The 19,167-nt window shown below is 48.1% G+C and carries 12 protein-coding genes, 2 tRNA genes, 3 pseudogenes and 1 riboswitch; of the genes and pseudogenes, 10 read left to right on the forward strand and 7 right to left on the reverse strand.

What is annotated here, in order from left to right; genetic code table 11:
- Positions 1 to 270: 270 nt before the first annotated feature.
- A pseudogene (locus PORAS_RS06920) lies at positions 271 to 1,227 on the reverse strand (relaxase/mobilization nuclease domain-containing protein); the annotation flags it as partial.
- Between PORAS_RS06920 and PORAS_RS09015 the strand changes: the two are divergent.
- The 3 genes and pseudogenes from PORAS_RS09015 to PORAS_RS06930 all read left to right on the forward strand — a co-directional run.
- Positions 1,204 to 1,365, forward strand: a pseudogene (locus tag PORAS_RS09015) (TraQ conjugal transfer family protein); the annotation flags it as partial. The pseudogenes PORAS_RS06920 and PORAS_RS09015 overlap by 24 nt on opposite strands.
- 157 nt (positions 1,366 to 1,522) lie before the next feature.
- Positions 1,523 to 1,825: a cupin domain-containing protein gene (locus PORAS_RS06925; protein ID WP_013760703.1), complete on the forward strand. Its 303-nt coding sequence runs from the start codon at positions 1,523 to 1,525 to the stop codon at positions 1,823 to 1,825.
- A 4-nt stretch (positions 1,826 to 1,829) separates the two neighbouring features.
- Positions 1,830 to 3,383 (forward strand): DUF438 domain-containing protein, encoded by a 1,554-nt coding sequence (locus tag PORAS_RS06930; RefSeq protein ID WP_013760704.1) that lies wholly within the window; start codon positions 1,830 to 1,832, stop codon positions 3,381 to 3,383.
- A 135-nt stretch (positions 3,384 to 3,518) separates the two neighbouring features.
- Here PORAS_RS06930 and PORAS_RS06935 read toward each other — a convergent pair.
- Positions 3,519 to 3,800 (reverse strand): annotated as a pseudogene (locus PORAS_RS06935) (PcfK-like family protein); the annotation flags it as partial.
- A gap of 245 nt (positions 3,801 to 4,045) precedes the next feature.
- Here PORAS_RS06935 and PORAS_RS06940 point away from each other — a divergent pair.
- The 3 genes from PORAS_RS06940 (at position 4,046) to PORAS_RS06950 (ending at position 8,457) form a co-directional block, all read left to right on the forward strand.
- Positions 4,046 to 6,088, forward strand: a complete 2,043-nt coding sequence (locus PORAS_RS06940) for a TonB-dependent receptor plug domain-containing protein (RefSeq protein WP_013760707.1) — start codon at positions 4,046 to 4,048, stop codon at positions 6,086 to 6,088.
- A gap of 30 nt (positions 6,089 to 6,118) precedes the next feature.
- Entirely contained in the window at positions 6,119 to 6,745 is a 627-nt protein-coding gene (locus PORAS_RS06945) for an HmuY family protein (RefSeq protein ID WP_004330373.1), read from the forward strand.
- A 203-nt stretch (positions 6,746 to 6,948) separates the two neighbouring features.
- Positions 6,949 to 8,457 carry a PepSY domain-containing protein gene (locus PORAS_RS06950; protein WP_013760708.1) on the forward strand — a complete coding sequence of 503 codons (1,509 nt, stop codon included), beginning with the start codon at positions 6,949 to 6,951 and terminating at the stop codon, positions 8,455 to 8,457.
- 692 nt (positions 8,458 to 9,149) lie between these two features.
- Here the strand turns inward: PORAS_RS06950 and PORAS_RS06955 are convergent.
- The 3 genes from PORAS_RS06955 to PORAS_RS06965 all read right to left on the reverse strand — a co-directional run bounded on the left by PORAS_RS06955 (position 9,150) and on the right by PORAS_RS06965 (position 11,337).
- Positions 9,150 to 9,623: a DUF1896 domain-containing protein gene (locus PORAS_RS06955; protein ID WP_004330397.1), complete on the reverse strand. Its 474-nt coding sequence runs from the start codon at positions 9,621 to 9,623 to the stop codon at positions 9,150 to 9,152.
- 27 nt (positions 9,624 to 9,650) lie between these two features.
- A complete protein-coding gene (locus tag PORAS_RS06960; RefSeq protein WP_013760711.1) occupies positions 9,651 to 10,895 on the reverse strand; it encodes a site-specific integrase in 1,245 nt (414 codons plus the stop codon).
- 355 nt (positions 10,896 to 11,250) lie between these two features.
- Positions 11,251 to 11,337: transfer RNA gene (locus PORAS_RS06965), tRNA-Ser, on the reverse strand.
- 248 nt (positions 11,338 to 11,585) lie between these two features.
- On the opposite strand from PORAS_RS06965, the gene PORAS_RS06970 reads away from it, so the two are divergent.
- Positions 11,586 to 12,779, forward strand: a complete 1,194-nt coding sequence (locus tag PORAS_RS06970; RefSeq protein WP_044211418.1) for a hypothetical protein — start codon at positions 11,586 to 11,588, stop codon at positions 12,777 to 12,779.
- Positions 12,780 to 12,809: 30 nt separating this feature from the next.
- Positions 12,810 to 13,343: a S41 family peptidase gene (locus PORAS_RS09150; protein WP_081460338.1), complete on the forward strand. Its 534-nt coding sequence runs from the start codon at positions 12,810 to 12,812 to the stop codon at positions 13,341 to 13,343.
- On the opposite strand, the gene nrdG is transcribed toward PORAS_RS09150, so the two are convergent.
- Entirely contained in the window at positions 13,312 to 13,785 is a 474-nt protein-coding gene (gene nrdG, locus PORAS_RS06980) for an anaerobic ribonucleoside-triphosphate reductase activating protein (RefSeq protein ID WP_013760712.1), read from the reverse strand. The genes PORAS_RS09150 and nrdG overlap by 32 nt on opposite strands.
- A 29-nt stretch (positions 13,786 to 13,814) precedes the next feature.
- On the reverse strand, positions 13,815 to 16,214 hold the full coding sequence (locus tag PORAS_RS06985) for an anaerobic ribonucleoside triphosphate reductase (RefSeq protein ID WP_013760713.1): 2,400 nt from the start codon (positions 16,212 to 16,214) through the stop codon (positions 13,815 to 13,817).
- Between the two features lie 54 nt (positions 16,215 to 16,268).
- Positions 16,269 to 16,493, reverse strand: a riboswitch (cobalamin riboswitch).
- Positions 16,494 to 17,119: 626 nt separating this feature from the next.
- Here PORAS_RS06985 and PORAS_RS06990 point away from each other — a divergent pair.
- Positions 17,120 to 17,192 (forward strand) — tRNA-Thr (locus PORAS_RS06990).
- 92 nt (positions 17,193 to 17,284) lie between these two features.
- The gene (locus tag PORAS_RS06995) at positions 17,285 to 18,955 is read left to right on the forward strand and encodes a formate--tetrahydrofolate ligase (RefSeq protein ID WP_004330360.1); all 1,671 of its coding nucleotides are present in this window, start codon (positions 17,285 to 17,287) and stop codon (positions 18,953 to 18,955) included.
- The last annotated feature ends 212 nt before the right edge of the window (positions 18,956 to 19,167 follow it).

Genomic DNA, 19,167 nt, shown 5'->3' on the forward strand with positions numbered 1-19,167 from the left:
AGTCAAATGCGTAGGCTTCGCTGCTTTCCCTTTTCACCGAACTGTATCGTCACGGAGAAAATGCTAGATACCTACGTGACCATTTTCTATTTTCCACGGAGGGGCAATCTAATTCTTCGGAAGTTTCATTTCATTCTTCCGAAGTTTGATTTCATTCTTCCGAACTATCACTCTGTCCTTCCGTGGAGATTTCTTCTTTTCTCCGTCTCTATTTCCGATTTCCTCCGTGAAGAGTGCGATGCCCTCCTCTTTATCATACCCTGCCTTGACTTACCTCTTCCTTCGTCTGAGATGAACCTTGCTCTGTCTGCGGAGCTTCCGTTGCCAAGCCGCCTCTTTCCAATCATCGTTGCTACTACCGAGTGGAAGGTCACCGACAATGTCATCTACCAGCTCATCGACAAGGTTGTCTCCCTCGTCCGCACCTGACTGTAGCGGTGGAACAGTTGGAACTTCTTCTTTCAATTGAGAGGAAGAAATGCCATACAATGTTTCATCCATAAATGGATTGTAGGTCGGGTTGGTGAGGTAGGCATTAAATGTATTGGCCGAGTACCCCTTGCCTAGTCGGGAGCCATTGAGTGCAATGCCATTCGCATTGTCTATGAAGGTAATACCATAGATACGCCCGCTCTCATTCTTTCGGATAACCGTTCGCAAGCCTTGTTCTTCCAATCGATGTCGCAGTGCTTCTTCTGTCTGGGGAGAAGTACGCATTACTTGTAAGACTTTCTCCCTTACGGCTGGTATCAGTGGCTTGATAGCTTGCTTAGATTGTTGCGTCCTATTCTGCACGGCTGTATAGCCCACACCACGACCGATATCCGAGGCATGGATAGGTGTACTTACCTTATCGCCTTTATCATCAGTCGGTACATAGACCAGTCCATCGTACTTCTTCCCTCGAAACTCTGTTTTGACCTCTTCCACGGCAAGATTATATTGAGCGAGAATGGCATTGAGTTCTCCCAGCGAACAGAAGCGGTAATGCTTCAGAACAGAACGAGCTATAGATGCTACCTGCTGCTTGATAGTTCCTTTACCAATATCCACCTTGGGCGTTTCTGTTACGGTTTTCTCGCTAACCTTTGAACTTGGAATGAGGTTGTGTTTTCGCTCCAAGTCATCGGTAATCTTCTTACTTCTCCTGCCCTCGAACTTGTCATTGATCTTTCGACCATCACCATCTACCCTTAGCGATACGATGTGTATATGCTCACGAGAGATACCTTCCGTCTCTATTACACTTCACTCTCTACCGACCGCCAAACGATTGACATCTACGTGGAGGATAACTTCGGACAGCTTCAGCAACGGACTTTCAACTTCAACAATGAAGATACAAGCAAGCGTTCAAGTAACTAAGAGAGCAAAAGTAATAGCACATTGTTTAGTTTTGATCAGTCATAACAGCCTGTAATACATCGACATAAAAAACACAACTTCAAAATGAACGTCATTCAACTGTTTTGCCTATCTTTGTAGATGACAAATATTAATCATAACCAAATAAAGAAGAATCATGAAACAGATAATCAATTCCATTGGGAAGAAAATCAATACTCTAGGTAAGGTGATTGACAACAAGGAACTCATGCTTGTACACCTGCAACTGAAAAGCGGAGAACAAGTTCCCTCACACGACCATAAAGGACAGGAAGTATACTTCACCATAGTGAAAGGAACTGTAGAGGTTACTCTTGACGATACCGAGGTACATCGTATCAGCACAGGTACCGTTCTACATTTCCCCAGCGAAGCTCATGTAGGCGTAAATGCCATAGAAGAGAGTGATTTTTTCGTTTATCTCATCAACAGACAATGACGTTATGGATATGAAAAACCATTTGCCGCACGTAGATCTTGAAAAACTCGGCAAAATACTCGAGATTAAAGAGGCATACCAACGAGGAGATATTTCATTGGAAGAGGGTAGAACCCGAATAAGAGAGCAAGTTGGGAAAATCTACCCTTATGAAATTGCATTGGCAGAACAGGAACTCAAAACCATTGAAGAGGATGAGTGTCATAAGGAGGATATTCAAAAAATGATTGAGCTGTTTGATGAAGTGATGGACACCAGTCGCCCAAATCTTCCTCTCAACCACCCTATCATGTGCTACTACAGAGAGAACGATGAAATGCGTCGCCTTATGCTCTCTATAGAAGATCTTGTACAATATCCGATTATCAAGAACCAGTGGCTTGAATTGTACGACCAAATAGCGGCTTTTCGTACTCACCTTTCACGTAAGCAGAATCAGCTCTACCCCATACTCGAACAGAAAGGATTTGACCGCCCAACGACTACGATGTGGCTGCTTGATGACTTTGTGCGAGACGAAATACGTGATGCTAAAAAACTTATTGAAGAAGATAAGGAAGAAGAGTTTTTGGCGATGCAGTTTACTATTGTGGCAGATGTGCGGGACCTTTTACAGAAAGAAGAATCTGTACTCTATCCAACTGCTTTGGCAATGATAACTCCAGAAGAATTCGAACAGATGCGTTCGGGAGATTACGAAATTGGCTTTGCATGGATTGATGTAGAGGAATTCCAAAATACCGACAAAACAGAACCCCAGCCCACAACAGTCCCTGACGGATTCGCCTCAGAACTATCTGCGCTTCTTAGTAAATATGGTCTGGGAGGAGACGATACACGCCGAGTTTTTGACGTTACAACAGGCAAACTCTCGCTCGAACAAATCAACCTCATTTACAAGCATCTTCCTGTAGATATATCTTATGTAGATGAAAACGAACTCGTTCGCTTCTATTCAGATACCAACCACCGCATCTTTCCACGTAGCAAAAATGTTATCGGACGTGATGTGAAGAACTGCCATCCGCGCACCAGTGTCCACCTCGTTGAGGAAATCATTGCCAAATTCCGCTCAGGTGAGCAGGACAGTGTGGATTTTTGGATTAACAAACCCGGCGTGTTCATCTATATTTATTATGTTGCTGTGCGTGATTCAGAAGGACGATTCAGGGGAGTACTCGAAATGATGCAAGATTGTAGCCGTATTCGTGAGCTTCAAGGTTCACGTACGTTGCTGACGTGGTCAAATGACATACAAGGAGTAAAATCAATGGTGGCGCAAAAGGCTACTCCAGACGATACGCCTGCTACAAGAGAAGGCTCGATAGTAGAACTCTCTGCCAATACTCGCTTACAGGATCTGTTCAAAGTTTACCCAAAGCTACGGCAAGATTTGCCAAGCATGAATTCTGCTTTTAGAATGCTCAATTCGCCTCTCGCACGCATTATCGTTCCTAAAGCAACCATCGCTATGATGAGCGAGCGCAGTGGCATTTCTCTTGATGACATACTTTCTATGTTAAAAGAACTCATCGCTAAGTATAAGCGAGAGGAATAAATTCCTTATCCTAAAATAACAGAGAACTAGAGGGTGCATAATGCCCCCATTTTTCAGTATGACGGGCATATCATACCGAAAGTAGGTTGGAAAACTTTCGTTTCCCAACCTACTTGATTTTCAGAGCCATCTCAGCTCTCTGTTAAAAGTAATAAGGTTTTTCATCTGGAGTTCTTTGATTCTTTCTTTGTCCTCCTCTACATCATCTTCATCATAGTAGTGAACTGCCATTGAGTATATCTCCTCATCGGCAAAGCCATTACAAGCACTTCTTTGCACCTCACTCAAGATGTAGAGAATGCACTCCTCTATGTTCTTATGGGGCTTCTGTAGATTGGGCGCAAACAAAGGGTCTGTCATCACACGTCCATTAGGGTATTCAGCTATCGTTCGGATAAATTGTTCTGTTCTTTTCATTTTCCTTATCGGACTCCTCAAAAGTCCCGTCTAAAAAAGTCTCAGAAAACTGTAGTCTCATGCAGCGGAGACTCGATTAGGACGCACTAAAAAGGCAGGCAACGCCACGCACCCCGAGAGATCTACCTAGATCATGCCAACAGAGCCCACCAAAAACGGGGAAAAACAACAACTGTCAGGTATTTTCCACCCAACGGGATTGTTTTACCTTTGTGCATTGATCGGAAACACGAGAGATACAACACATGAAAGCTTACCACTTTGCTCTTATTCTTCTCATTCTTGCTCCCCTAAGAGGATTTGGGCAAGACAGCTTGATGATGTATCACGAGCTAGACGAAGTGGTTGTCACGGCCACCCGGACCCCAAAGAAAATATCGGACTCTCCAGTACTCACGCAAGTCATCTCACGCAAACAAATCGAGAGACAAGGCTGGATGGACATCAAGTCCCTCCTACAAGACGAGATACCTGGTCTCTCATTTAGCGAAGTGGGATTTGGCACAAGCATCAACCTACAAGGGCTTGGAGCCAAGCACATATTATTCTTGATCGACGGGGAGCGGATCGCTGGCGAGTCGGGCAACAACATCGACTACACCCGATTGACCCTCAACAATATTGAACGCATCGAGATCGTACAAGGTGCTGGATCGGCACTCTACGGCTCACAAGCGATGGGCGGTGTGATCAACATCATCACACGCAAGCCAACCGACCGACTAAGTCTGGGTGTGGACCTGAGATGGGGGACGAGGTTTCAAAAAAACTACTCCCACATAGAGCCTGATGACAAATACCGGTACTACAAGACAAGGACCGACATGCCAAATGCCGACGGCGCACTGACCATCGGGTACAAAAAGAAAAGCTGGAGCACCCAGACCGTACTCTCAATGCAAACCAAAGATGCCTACAACATCTACGACAAAGCCGGTAGCACCATATACTACCCCGAGCTCAACAAAACGGTCACCAAGGAGAAAAGCTCCACACCTACCAACATTTCTGGGTTCACCACAATGACTGCCAAGCAGACCTTGTCGTGGACCCCCATCAAGGCACTGACCCTGACTGCACAAGGCAACTACTACTCCAAGCGCGTACATGATCTCTACCTGGACAACAAGCACGAGTACAACCGAGACCTCTCCGGACTCTTTTCTGCAAAATACACCCTACCCAACGGTGGTACTTGGGAAGCAAATATCCACGGAGACAGATATCGCAGATACACCGTATTCGAGCAAAAAAAGATGCAAAAACAGCTCGTCTACACGCACACAGTCCTCCAGCCCAATATTTCGTACAGATGGACCATAGGCAATGACCATGAACTGATCACCGGAGCTGAATACCTACGGGAAGTACTCTATGCGGATAAGTTTAGCAAAGATGGACTGACGGCCCGAGCACAGGGGGCCTACGCTCTATTTGTCCAAGATGACTGGAAAATACCGGGGACCTCGCTGAGCATGATCAGCGGGCTAAGGGTAGACTATAACAAGGGGTACGGCATCAACCTCTCCCCAAAATTGGCTCTACTTTACAAGGTGTCACCCTTTACCATCCGGCTGAACTATGGTCGCGGCTACCGATCCCCAAGTATCAAAGAACTCTACATGGACTGGGACCACCTCGGTATGTTTTGGATCTACGGCAACAAACAGCTCAAGCCGGAGTCCAACCACTACCTCTCTCTGACGACAGAGTACACACATCCCCAACTGTATGTGATGCTCTCGGGATACTACAACTTCTTCACCAACAAGATCGAGGGTATCTGGTCCGAAGACCAAAAAGAGCTCCACTACCGCAACATCTCGAAGTCCACACTCGCAGGTGTTCAAATCCAGATGCGCATCAGGCCATTCATCAGCCTGCCCCTACAGATCCACCTGGCATCGCACTACCTGCACCCTTTCTTTCACGACGGAGTGAGACTCACTTCCCAGGCACCGATCTCTGGGACTGGGCGAATCGAGTACCTACAGGACTGGGGTAACCACCGACTGGCATTCAATATCAGTGCATCAGTAATGGGAAAGAAAAGCCTATCTGGACTGACAACCATCGAGGACGAAGGCATCCCAAAAGAGACTCCATACCGAATAACCATACCGGGCTACACCCTAGTACGGTCGACCATCGCCTACACCCACCCAAAGTGGGGCACACTCACCATAGGGGTAGACAACATACTCAACTACCAAGCAGACGTCGTCTCCTTCAACTCCTATGCCGGCCCTGGTCGAAACTTATTCATGTCCTACCACTTCAACCTATAAAAACAACTGTCACTATTACCTATTAAAGAGATGAACAAAACAAAATGCATTCTCGCACTGATCAGTGCTCTGGTGCTGTCATTGGCCATCGTCTCCTGCGGAAACAACAAGCCAAACGCACCATCCTCAAAAAACAAAAAGACCTACACGCAGAGCCGACGTTGCAAAGGAGAGCTCGGGAAAGACTGGATCTACTTCAGCTTCGCCACTGGCAAAGAGGTGCCCGGAATTGACGAAACCAACTTCAAGGAACGTACCGACTGGGACATTGCGATCCACTCATTTTACTTCCGAGCCAACTGCGGCACATCCGGCAAAGGCAAAGGAGGGGCTCTCATGACCAATCAGACAAAACTATCCGCAGTGAAAGAAGCCCCCACCAAAGGCTACATCGTGGACGAAGCAATCACCATATGGGGCTGGAAAGGCGAACTGATCAAAGCCGAAGTATCCGGCAACCCCGAGCTCAACAAAATGATCGAATTCAGTGGTCCACCCCCAAAATACACTCCCTCGGACAATGTATTCATCATCCGAACAGCCGACGGGAAATACGCCAAAGTCAAGATGATTAGCTACATAGACGACAGTGGCAAGAGCGGTATCGTCTCCTTTGACTACGTCTACCAACCCGACGGCTCCACCAAGCTAGACTAGGAGATCCGGACGAAATAGGACAGACAGCATCTCAGGTGCGACATCGCACCTGAGATACTTTTTGTATGACGAGCATATTTTGAAAACAAATTAAACCGCCGTATGCCGAACGGCACGTACGGATGGTGTGGGAGGGAAGAAAACGAAAGTAGGACAGAAAATTTTCGTTTCCCGACCTACTCGATTGTAAGACAAGAACCTAAATGAAACGCTCTCGATACACCCTCCTAAAAGGATGGCACAAGTGGATCTGCCTAGTCATCACCATACTCGTACTAGGCTTTGCCGGATCCGGCATTATCCTAAACCACAGAGACCTGGTGTCGGGTATTGACCTACCCCGCTCCTGGCAGCCCAAGGCCTACCACTATAAATCCTGGAGCGGTGGCAGCCTCATCGGGAAGATCCGAGTGACCCCTGACGAGGAGTGGATCTATGGAGCTACTGGAGTATGGGCTTACGACCCACAGCTAAAAAGCTACGACAACCGGAGCAATGGACTAGACCCTGCTGCCGACAGGAGATCGGTCCAAAGAGTAGTCCGGACAAACCGTGGCGACCTCTACGCCCTCACCGCATACAACCTATACAAGTGGCAAGCCGACAAAAAGGAGTGGGCGAAACAACCGAAGCTTACACCCAAAAACGAACGCTTGGCAGATCTGGAAACGCAAGGCGACACCCTTGTTTTACTGAGTCGAAGCCACCTATACCTTATCTTTCCCTCTCAAGAATCCCCCACACGCGCAGACCTTCCCGCACCGGACGACTATGAGCCACGGGTATCGCTATTCAGCACTATCTGGCAGATACATAGTGGAGCATTCTTTGGAACAATAGGACGACTAGTTGTTGACCTGATGGGAGTGGCACTCATCCTCCTCTCCATCACCGGCGTTTTGATCACCTTTGTCCCCAAAAAAGCAAAGGTGTGGAAGCAATTTCTCAAGGAACACAATAGGTGGGGCAAATGGTGCTTTTGGGGTTTGCTTTTTGTGACGATCACAGGCGCATTTCTACGTCCTCCGTTGATGATTACAGTCATCAAGGCACAGGTCCCGACCATTCCGGGAACAAACCTTTACAGCACCAACCCGTGGAATAACAAACTGAGAATGATCCGTCGCGATCCCATCACAAAAGAGTGGTTGCTATCGACCTCTCGGGGCTTTTATGCGCTGGAGCAGTTTGGAAAAGCCCCCAAGCGACTGACCGGCACTCCACCTGTCAGTGTCATGGGACTCAATGTCTGGGAGTGGAGTGACCGAGACTCACTGTGGGTGGTGGGATCGTTCAGTGGAGCATTCAAATGGAGTCGACAAGAAGGGCAAGTCTACGATGCGCTGACAGGCAAGACCTACACCGAATCCGGACGAAAAGGCATGCCCATCTTTGGGACCCCAATCAGTGGGTACACTATTGACTCTGACGGGAGAGAGCGATTCTATAGCTACTCCTCCGGTGAACTCCAAGCGGAGAACGCGACCGACACTATGCCACCAATGCCAACAGAGATAAGTCCCGGTAGGATTTCACTCTGGCATGCCGCACTTGAGTTGCATGTCGGCCGACTGTATGGGAAAATACTCGGTCCGCTCCAGCCTCTATACATATTCCTTTCGGCCCTACTCCTAACCTTAGCTTTGGGCACTGGATGGATGCTCTACAGACGGTATTACCGGCGGAGAGGAGGGAAAAAGCCAAAGAAGTAATCCACCGAGAGACTTTTGTCACAAGTGGCTAGAGAAAAGCCAATAACCATCAACAATCGAGTAGGTTGGGAAACGAACCATTACAAGTTGCGTCCAAAACAACTCCAAGCAACGAGATCAAATGGTCTCGCATCATCCGACTTACCTTACTTATGGGTATCCTATCGGGTGAGGTGTACTTACTCTCTAAGTTAGTCACAGCACAGGTCGTAACAGCTCTATTGATACTGATTGGCTTTGTGGTACTACGATTCATCGTTCGTACCGTTCTGCAAATCACATTTACGCTTTTACGCTACCTCTTTTGGATTGTTGTACTAGCCGTAATACTGCTTTGCGTGTTATGATATAGCACCTCTATCACTTCTGAGAAACAACTCTTTGGGTGACTGGCTCTCTTGCGAGGCTGGTCACCCCCTTTGGTATGACGGGCATGTCATACCGAAAGTAGGTCAGAAAACGTTCCTTTTTATCTACAGGAACACTTGCCCATATGAAGGCTGGACTGTGCAGGTCTTTGTTCATGAGAGATCTATTCATATTCGGAGTCTTTTAGAGTTTTCAAGAGCAGAGCCAAGAGACTATGCGACATAAAGACAAGAGATAGAATATACTCTTGACGTATGGAGCAGAGAGACTATCTTGGCTCTTGAAGCTCAAAAGGCTCACGAGATAGGGATAAGCTACATTGTCTACTCTAATGCACTCACATTGCCTACCGTGGGAAGTTGATTAGCTTCGATAAGAAGTACAACTGTTCCTGTCAGTTCTGTGTAGAGCGTATCATACTCAGGTGTTGCAACAAATTCATCCGTAAGGTTATACTTGTCAAACAGGTTTTGTATCGCCTTGTTCCCGAAAAGTATCTGAGAGAGTCGTTCGGGGAGTGGGGAGGGGAGCTCCTTTTCAAACTCATTTTCCAAGACGGACACAAGCGTGTCATATTTGGAGAAATGCAGGTCACGATACAGCACTTCACTCGCCATACTCTCTGCTTCGGGATATGAGAATCCTTCTTCCACAGCATCACAGTAGGTGGTAAGAGCTTCATCAGCTCGTGCCTTGACAAATGGCTTGTCTTCCACCTTTTTAGGAAAATGCTCACTAAGGTAGTTCTCTAGCTTTAAGCGGAAGTAGGATAATTCTTTCTTATTCGTTGTCTTCATCTTCTTATTTGGTTTTAATGGTTGCTCTTATTGCCAGCTATTCTCCCCGATACCCATTGCCGTATTGAACTTGCCTAGCTTGTCAGCAAACTGCTCCATGTCATGTTCAATCTTCTTATTGGTGATACGGGCATAGATTTGCGTTGTCCGGATATTGGTATGACCTAGCATTTTAGAGACACTCTCCATAGGAACACCCTTACTGAGACAGAGAGTAGCAAAGGTATGTCGAGCTAGGTGGAAAGTCAAGTTTTTCTTGATACCACAAATGTCTGCAATCTCTTTGAGGTATGAATTGGTCTTCTGATTGCTAAGAATAGGAAAGAGCTTCCCATCTCTATATGTGTCATGGTTGTACTTAGAAATAATGGCTTTGGGAAGATCAAGGAGTAGGACATTAAATGCAATGTTAGTCTTTTTCCTTTTTGACATAACCCATTCTTTGTCATCCATAACTACTATATCCTCAGGCGTTAGGTTGCGTACATCAATGTAAGCCAAACCAGTAAAGCAAGAGAATATGAATATATCTCTTACAAGTTCCAACCGTGGCAGTCTTGTTAAATCTTTGGCAACAATAAGGGATACCTCATCTTCCGTTAAAAACCCTCTGTCAACAGGTTTCGTGTGGAATTTGATGTCAAGGAAAGGGTCATGCATGATTATGCCCCTCTTTTGTGCGAATATTGTCATTGTCTTAAGAAGTTTGAGCTTCTTCTGTGCCGTGTTATGAGCTAAATTAGCTTTCGTCTTAAGATAGAGTTCAAAGTCCATAACCACTGAGGGTGTAAACTCTAAGAGACCTATATCCTCTCGGTTGTAGGTGGATTTTAAGAATCGCACGAAGTGTGTCTTAACCACGGTGTATTTCTGCAAGCTGTCTTTACTAAGAGACTTTCCCACTTGTTGTGCTATATGGTCTAGATATCTATCTATGACTGGGAGTAAAGTAGTAAACTCCTTGTCTCTGCCAAGATATACTTGCTTTAGTCTTTCGACTGTTAAGTCCTCCTCTTCTTTCATTTTCCCAAACATCTCATATAGAGAGGTGGAAAGTGAGTCTAAGGAGGCGTTAAGGGTTAGTGCCTCAGCCGTACGTCCTTTCATCCGGCTAGTGGAGTTATTCCACATACTCTTCTTTACAAAGAGCTTTGTAGTGCCAAGGTTTGCCATTTCTCGATTGAGAAAGATCCTAAGCATGATTGGAGATTTCCCTTCTTTATTCTCGTAGTTAGAGCGTAGGTAGAAGGATACCTTAAACTGTCTTCTCATGTCACTTAGTTTTGTGTAGCAGAAGCACACTAATTCTGTAGCAAAATGCGCCAAAACTAATGTAGCATAACTGCCACAAAGTTCGTAAATATCTTTCTGAAAACAAGCGACTTACAGCGGTCAATTTAGTGGTCATTTGGTAGTCACTGCTACATTTTTCGGTTACCCAAAGTTAGTGTAGCAGAAAATGTAGCAGAAAATGACCTTTTGGCGAATACCTAACACCACCTATAGGTATTCATCGGTAGTCAGTGTATACGAGAAAAGTCGCTGTAGAAGCTTGTTCTACAACGACTTTTCCTTGATTTGAAGCCTTATTTGAATACCTTGTTGAAACTCTAAATAAGACCTCTTGCGGAAGCGGGGGGATTCGAACCCCCGGTACGGTTACCCGTACGACAGTTTAGCAAACTGTTGGTTTCAGCCACTCACCCACACTTCCTTTTTGGGCTTTGCTGGCACAAAGGTACTACATTTATTTGACTTGGCAAAATCGTTCGACGCACCTTCGACGCCCCCTAGAATGGGACATACGATAAGACTTAGCCGAAGGCTTGCCCCCCTCGAAGTGAGTGGCATCTACATCGTGTCATATTCCCTTAAAAACAAGTACATTTGCGGTGAACATAAGAATGCGCATAGAGCTTGTCATACGCATTCTCTCCACATAATCTTCTTGCTATTTTACTCATGAAGAGACTGAAGTTTCAGTATCTATTCTGGTTGGTTGTTGTCTTCGTTCTCATCCTTTTAGGGTATGGGATCGTTCGTTATGCCCGACTTCTTGAGAACTCTTTTGAAGCAAGTATTTCCCCTTCAGATCCATACTATAAGCTGACGGATCATCCTGTTTGTTTGCCAGATAGCACGGTATCTGAAAGAGAAAGAGAGCTGTTTTATATAGCAAAGGCATATGGCTTAATTGAGTACAAATCAACATGCCACAAAGAGCAATATGCATGTGATCTGCTCTATCCCATATTGCAAGAGGTGGTTGAGGAGCATGTCTCTATCAAGAGTTTTAATGACAAGCTCCAGAAAGCATTACAGAGAGAACTAGCACGCATAGGAGCGGAGACGAAGAGAGACAGCCTTTTTACTATATGCGAAGAGGTGTGGGTACAAAAGTCTTCTGATCTGACTCAAGAAAGCAAGAAGCTCCTCGACCGGCTCGTTCATGCTTACACTCAGATAGATAAGACTCGTGCGAGCTTTGCCACTTACAACAAATGTAATGGTCCCATAAGGAGGAAAGACTCTTATCGAGATCTTGATTGGCGTAATCCTCTTAATCGTCTTATCGGGCTCTTTGACTTCTACTCTTTTGTCTATTATTTCTATCCAAACAGGCAGTTGTTAGAGCAACCTTGGGACTTGTCTTTGCAACAGGCTATCCCTATGTTTTTATATGCAGAGAGCACTGTTGATTACCACAAGGCAATCCGCTATATCACCGCAAGACTAAATGACTCTCATGCGTCTCACTCGACAGCCATGGATACGCTTCTATTTGGAGAGCGGAGGGCTGGGTTTAGGATGAGATCTCTATCGGGGAGATGGTTTGTGTATAGTAAGAGATCCGCTAACTATCCCACCAATGTAAAAGTGGGCGATGAAGTTCTTTCTGTAAACTCCATTCCTATAAAACAGCTCAGTGATAGTCTTGCTTTTTTTGTCTCTGCGAGCAACGCTTCAACTCGAGATAAATTCCTCAACAATGCAATTTTGTCGACTCCTAAAGAGAGCTTCGTCCTGAAGATCCGACGAAACAACGACACCTTGGAAGTTAAGGAGAGAAGCGAACATATGGATTACTTCAACTCTCTAAAGCTTGAGGAAGAGGGTAAAATGAAGCCTCAGTGGCTTAATGACTCCGTAGCTTAATGGCACTTAGCATCAGCAAGGCAAGACAATGTGAAGAGCTTCTATCGTCAAGTTTGCGACGCCCAATACATTATTCTCGACCTAAGATGCTATCCTTACCCATCATCCTTTTGGGAATTGTCTAAGTGCTTTATCCCCCGAATAAAAAACTTCTCGTACATAGTCTACCCTGACAGTCAGCGCCCAGGAGAGTTTAAGTATGTGGCCGGGCCTCAGCATCTAGGCAGTGAGCACTATTATAAGGGTAATGTTATTCTACTCGTAGATAATCAGACCGAGAGCTTCTCGGAGTATCTCTGCATGATGCTACAAAAGGCCCCCCAAGCCATCACCGTAGGGACTCCTTCATCAGGAGCAAATGGAAACGTACATCTATACGAATTCCCAGGAGGGGTCGCGACTTTCTTGACAGGCTTAGGGGTTTTGGACTCAAACTACTTCCCAATGAATGGGAGAGGTGTCAAGATCGACGTTCCAGTTCTTCTCGATGCAAATACTATTCCAGCCAATGTAGACCCATATCTATCAAAAGCTATTGAGCTGACCCTTTGTGCAGGGCTATGATGCGCTGATTAGAGCTACCTCTGAAGGGAAGCTGTGGGTCGTACAGGCTCTGCACGAAGCGTCCGTCGACTAGCACATCTATATAGTCTAGTAGTGGGGCGCGTGCGGGGTCTTGCTCTATCTGCTCGAGCGTGTAGCCTGTGTAGCACCAGATCTCTAACCCCGTGTCGCTCTTGAGACGCTTGAGGAGCGTGAGCAGCTCCTCAGGACTAAACATCGGATCCCCTCCACTCAGCGTGATGCCGTCGAGGAGGGGATTGTTGTTTATATCGTCAATGATCTGCTGCAGGTACGCCTCCGTCAGGGGCGTACCTACGAGCGGATTGTGACTCTCAGGGTTGTGACACCCTGGGCAGTGATGGGAGCAGCCCGCTAAGTAGATCGAGCAGCGTATCCCATCACCATCAAGGATGGTCTCGGGTATGACCTTGAGGACGTTCATTCGAGAGGATAGAGGCGAGAAGCGAGTGGCTAGTGATGCTTGACGCGATCAGCCTCCTCAGCACGCTTGGCAGAGTTCCACGAGGCGAGGTCGCCCGTCAGGTAGCCCGTGATGCGACGCATACGTAGTATGTCTTCGCCACCACATATCGGGCACTTAGCATAGATGACGCCCTTGTAGTGACACTCACGACAAGTATCTATCGGGTGATTGATCGAGCCGTAGCCAATGTGGTTGTCCTGCATCAGCTTGACGATCTTAGCAATCGCCTTGACATTCTTCTTAGCCTCGCCATCGAGCTCTATATAAGTGATATGCCCTCCTAGCGTGAGCGCATGGAAGGGAGCCTCTAGGCGTATCTTGTCCGCAATGCGGATCTCCTCCTTGACATCAATGTGGAAGGAGTTGACATAGTACGCTCTATCGTTGACCCCCTCGATGATACCGTAGCGCTTACGGTCGAGGCGTGTGAAGCGACCCGAGAGCCCCTCAGCTGGCGTGGCTAGTACCGAGTAGTTAAGGTGATAGCGCTCCTTAAACTCCTGTGCTACCTCACCCATGATCTCGATGCAGTGGTAGAGCGTATGCCAAGCATCCTCGTTGGTGCCGTGCCCCTCACCATAGATCGCACACATAGCGTTGTGCCCCCCGATGAAGCCGATGCCGAGCGTACCGCTGTCTATCACGTGACCGACGGGGTCGTTGGGACGCAAAGCTCCCCCACCCTTCCAGACATCATTGCCCATCATAAAGGGGAACTGACGTGCCAAGGCCGTCGCCTGAAATTCGTAGCGCGTGTGTAGCTGTTCGCCCACGAGGCGAGCCATCTCACGTATCGAGGTGTAGAGCTTATTGATCGCTATACTGCGCATCTTGCCTAGATCCTCCTTCGTACCCATCTGCTCCTTAGCATAGCGCATCGCCTCGATCGCTAGGCGAGGTAGGTTGATCGTTGTAAAGGATAGGTTGCCACGACCTATCGAGGTACGAGGACCATTGATATTCTCGAAGACACGCGTACGGCATCCCATCGTGGCTAGCTCATGACGGTAGCGCAGCGGATCCTCCGCATTCCACTCATCATTATGGTTGAAGGGGGTATCTAGGAAGACAAAGTTTGGGAAAAGTGCCTTCGCCGTCGTCTCGCAAGCTTTCAGGAAAAGGTCAAAGTTTGGCGTCTCAAACTCCATCTCCCCAGCCACGGCACGGTCGAAGTCCTTCATCGCACGATCGAAGTCCGCCTCGGAGTAGTTGACCCCCTCCTTGACCTTAAAGATCTGTATCGGGAAGACTGGTACCTCGCCACCTACGCCTAGCCCCTCGGTCGTTGCTTTCATCAGCTCCTCGATCACCATACGCCCCTCGGCCGAGGTATCGGTACCATAGTTGATCGAGCTAAAGACCACCTGATTACCTCCTCGTGAGTGCATCGTGTTGAGATTGTGTATGAAGCCCTCCATAGCTTGATGCGTGTCACGACGCGTACGCTCTATCGCTTGGTTAATTAGGTAGACCACCTCTTTACGAGGAATCTCCTTATCAACCCGCTGGGACAGAGCTTGGCACAAGTTCGTCACAGCCGTCGAAGTCGGGACGATGCAGTCTAGATGCTGCTTAGCTAGCTCTCGTACTTCCCGTGACGAGGGAATATCGGTAGCTCCTATGCAGTGGAGGAATAAGCAGATCGTGTCGGCTACATGCTTGAGAAAAGTCTTGTAAACGCCCGGTGCCATGAAGAAGTCAAAGGCTGGTATCGCCTGCCCGCCATGCTGCTCGTTTTGGTTTGTCTGGAAGACGATCGTCGCCAGCGTTGCATAGCTCTGTATGCTCTGAGGCGTGCGTATGCTACCATTTTTCGTATGAAAGCCTCGCTCGTAGAGATCCGCCAGGTCGTACTGGATACAAGTGGTCGTCTTCGTAGGGTAGTAATCGAGATCGTGGATATGTATATCCCCGCGACGATGCGCCTCAGCGTACTGCGTGGGGAGCAGGTAGCGGTAGGTGTAGTCCTTAGAGACCTCAGAGGCGAAGGTCATCATCTGCCCAGCGGGCGTGTGACTACTCATATTGGCGTTGCTCAGATTGACATCATTACTGTCGATGGTCACGATGCCATCGAGGTTGCGCTTGAGCTCGCTCTTCTTCTGGCGCTCCGTGTTGCGCCACTCGCGATAGAGTATGTAGCGCTTAGCCACCTCCGGCTGCACCTTCATGAGCTCGCTCTCGACGAGATCCTGTACCTCCTCGACAGAGATGACCTCCTGCTCGATGCGTGCTAGGACGCCCATGGTAACGATCTTCGCCTCTTGGAGACACTCAGTCTGACCTGTGGCAATGTAGGCTTTGAGAACGGCGTTCTCAATCTTCGACGGGGTAAATGGCTCTTGCAGCCCATCCCGCTTGATGATTTGTTTGATAGTTGTTGTCATACTTCAATTCCCGAAAGTAATGTTAAGACGCTCACGTTTCTTCCTTCTCTCGTGCGATCTCCGTCTACTAGGGTCGGTCTTCTGACTTATCTCGTCGGGACTATGCAGTGTGTGGCGTAGCCCTGCTTGGAGCGATCTCCTTCCCATCTTAGTTAAGACAGTGGATATGTGATCCTCCTCTATGGCGAGAATTACAGCAGCGGGTTCTGTACTGGACTTGCACCAGTTTCCCAGCGACTAGGCGATGTGCACTAGTCCACCCTTATAGTATTATGAGATCGCAAATGAACGAAAGGAAGACGACGTAAAGCACCCTCATTTGTTACAAGTGCAATATTACAGCTTTCCTACGAAATAGCCAAATAAAACAACTTCGAAATCGATAACTGTCGAAAAGTTATCCAAAACAAATACACAACACGCTAAGGTTTAGCCATTTGCATAAATAGTACCTCCGATAAGTTCTCCAATTAGATTTTTTAGATGCATTGTCTCGCACACCAAATTGTCAAATATCAAGACGCGTAGCGATGATACGTGCAGCGATTTGTAGGGGCGGACCTATGTGTCCGCCCGTCCTCGTCGGAGCGCTGTCTGCTCTATGGGCGGACACGCAGGTCCGCCCATACACAAACCACATCAACACGACAAATCCGGCCATCAGACGCTGTAACCCTTTGTGGGGACGGACAGACCGTACGTCCGTTGTGTCAAAGCGTTACAGCGTCAGGGTTTTAACGGGGACGGACGCACGAGCCGTGCGTCCCTACAGCGGGTTACACGGCTCGTGCGTCCCTACAAAATCGTTACTCGTCTCGCTTTGACTTTGGTTGCTCGGGATCACTATCTCGCCAAAAGTTTTGTAGTATCAAAAGTTTGTTGTACTTTTGCACCGTCAATGAGACGCCGAAATAGCTCAGTTGGTAGAGCAACTCATTCGTAATGAGTAGGTCGCCGGTTCGAGTCCGGCTTTCGGCTCTTATATCACTTCCTAAGGGTGTCGTCTATAGTGGTCTACCCGACCCTGTAGGGGGTGCCTTTTTTTCGTTATACACTAACATCGTACAGCAATGAAATCAGATATTCAGATAGCTCGTGAGTGCCAGCTCAAGCCCATTGAGGAGATCGCTCACCAGCTCAACATCACAGATCAAGAGCTAGAGCCTTACGGACACTACATCGGCAAGATATCACACGAGCGGATGGACCCAGACAAGATAGCCCAGAGCAACCTCATCCTCGTGACCGCTATCACCCCAACCAAGGCCGGTGTCGGTAAGACCACCGTCTCCATCGGTCTCGCACTCGGTCTCAACAAGATCGGCAAGAGTGCCGCCGTGGCTCTGCGTGAGCCTTCTCTCGGACCTTGCTTCGGTATGAAGGGTGGTGCCGCCGGTGGTGGCTACGCACAGGTACTCCCGATGGAGAGTATCAACCTCCACTTCACCGGCGACTTTCACGCTATCACCTCAGCGCACAATATGATCACCGCACTTCTAGACAACTATATCTATCAGAATAGAAATAGCTGCGAGGGCCTCTCCGAGGTGCTCTGGAAGCGTGTCCTAGACGTCAACGACCGCTCCCTGCGTAACTGCATCACCGGTCTAGGCGGCGTAGGCAATGGCATCCCCACGGAGACCGGGTTCGACATCACTCCCGCGAGTGAGATCATGGCGATCCTCTGCCTCGCATCAGACCTAGAGGATCTACGTCGTCGTATCGACAATATCCTCCTCGGCTATACTAAAACTAAGGAGCCATTTCATGTCAAGGATCTAGGCATCGGAGGTGCTATCACCATCCTCCTGAAGGATGCGATCAAGCCGAACCTCGTACAGACCACTGAGGGGACACCCGCCTTCATCCATGGCGGACCTTTCGCTAATATCGCTCACGGCTGTAACTCGATCATCGCTACGAAGATGGCTATGTCTTGCTGCGACTACACGATCACGGAGGCCGGCTTCGGTGCCGACCTCGGTGCGGAGAAGTTCCTCGACATCAAGTGCCGTGTAGCTGGTATCACGCCTAAGCTGACAGTCATCGTCGCTACCCTCGCAGGTCTCAAGATGCACGGCGATGTCCACGAGAAGCAGATCTACGAGAAGGACATAGAGGGCGTACGTAAGGGTCTTGCCAATCTCGATCGTCACGTGCATAACCTGCACAACTTCGGGCAGACGGTGGTCGTTGCCTTCAACCGCTACGCTACCGATACCGACGAGGAGATCGAGATCGTACGCAATCACTGCGAGCAGGTCCTAGGCTGCGGCTTTGCAATCAACAATGCTTACAGTGAGGGTGGCAAGGGCGCTACTGAGCTGGCTGAGCTTGTCGTCAAGACTATCGAGGAGCACCCCTCAGAGCCTATCGACCACGTTTACGAGCTCAGTGAGCCTGTCAAGACAAAGGTCGAGCATATCGCCAAGCGCATCTATGGGGCTGCCAATGTAACCTATAGTAGCAAAGCGGAGAAGAAGCTCGCTCGTATCCAAGAGCTCAACATGGAGCGCTACCCCATCTGCATTGCCAAGACGCAGTACTCCTTCTCAGCAGATCCTAAGGGTTATGGCGACGTACGAGACTTCGATATGAAGGTCGAGGATATCGTCCTCAATAGTGGTGCCGAGATGATCGTCGTCATCATGGGTAGCATCATGCGTATGCCAGGACTGCCCAAGGAGCCACAAGCCGTCCACATGGACATCGTCGATGGCGTCATCGAGGGTCTGAGCTAAAAAAGCAAGTCGGGGAATCTGACGTGACGAGTAACCCGCTGTAGAAACGCACGTTCGGTGCGTTCGGTGCATCAAAGTTACAGATTGCTACGCGTCTCTAACCTCTAATTCCTAATCTCTAATTCGATAGCCACGGAGGAAATACAAAATTCCTCGGTGGCTATTTTTTATTCTGTCCTCTCCTGAAATAGTACACAGTTGGGGAAGCCAAC

The organism is Porphyromonas asaccharolytica DSM 20707 (assembly GCF_000212375.1).
In the GTDB taxonomy this organism is placed as follows: domain Bacteria; phylum Bacteroidota; class Bacteroidia; order Bacteroidales; family Porphyromonadaceae; genus Porphyromonas; species Porphyromonas asaccharolytica.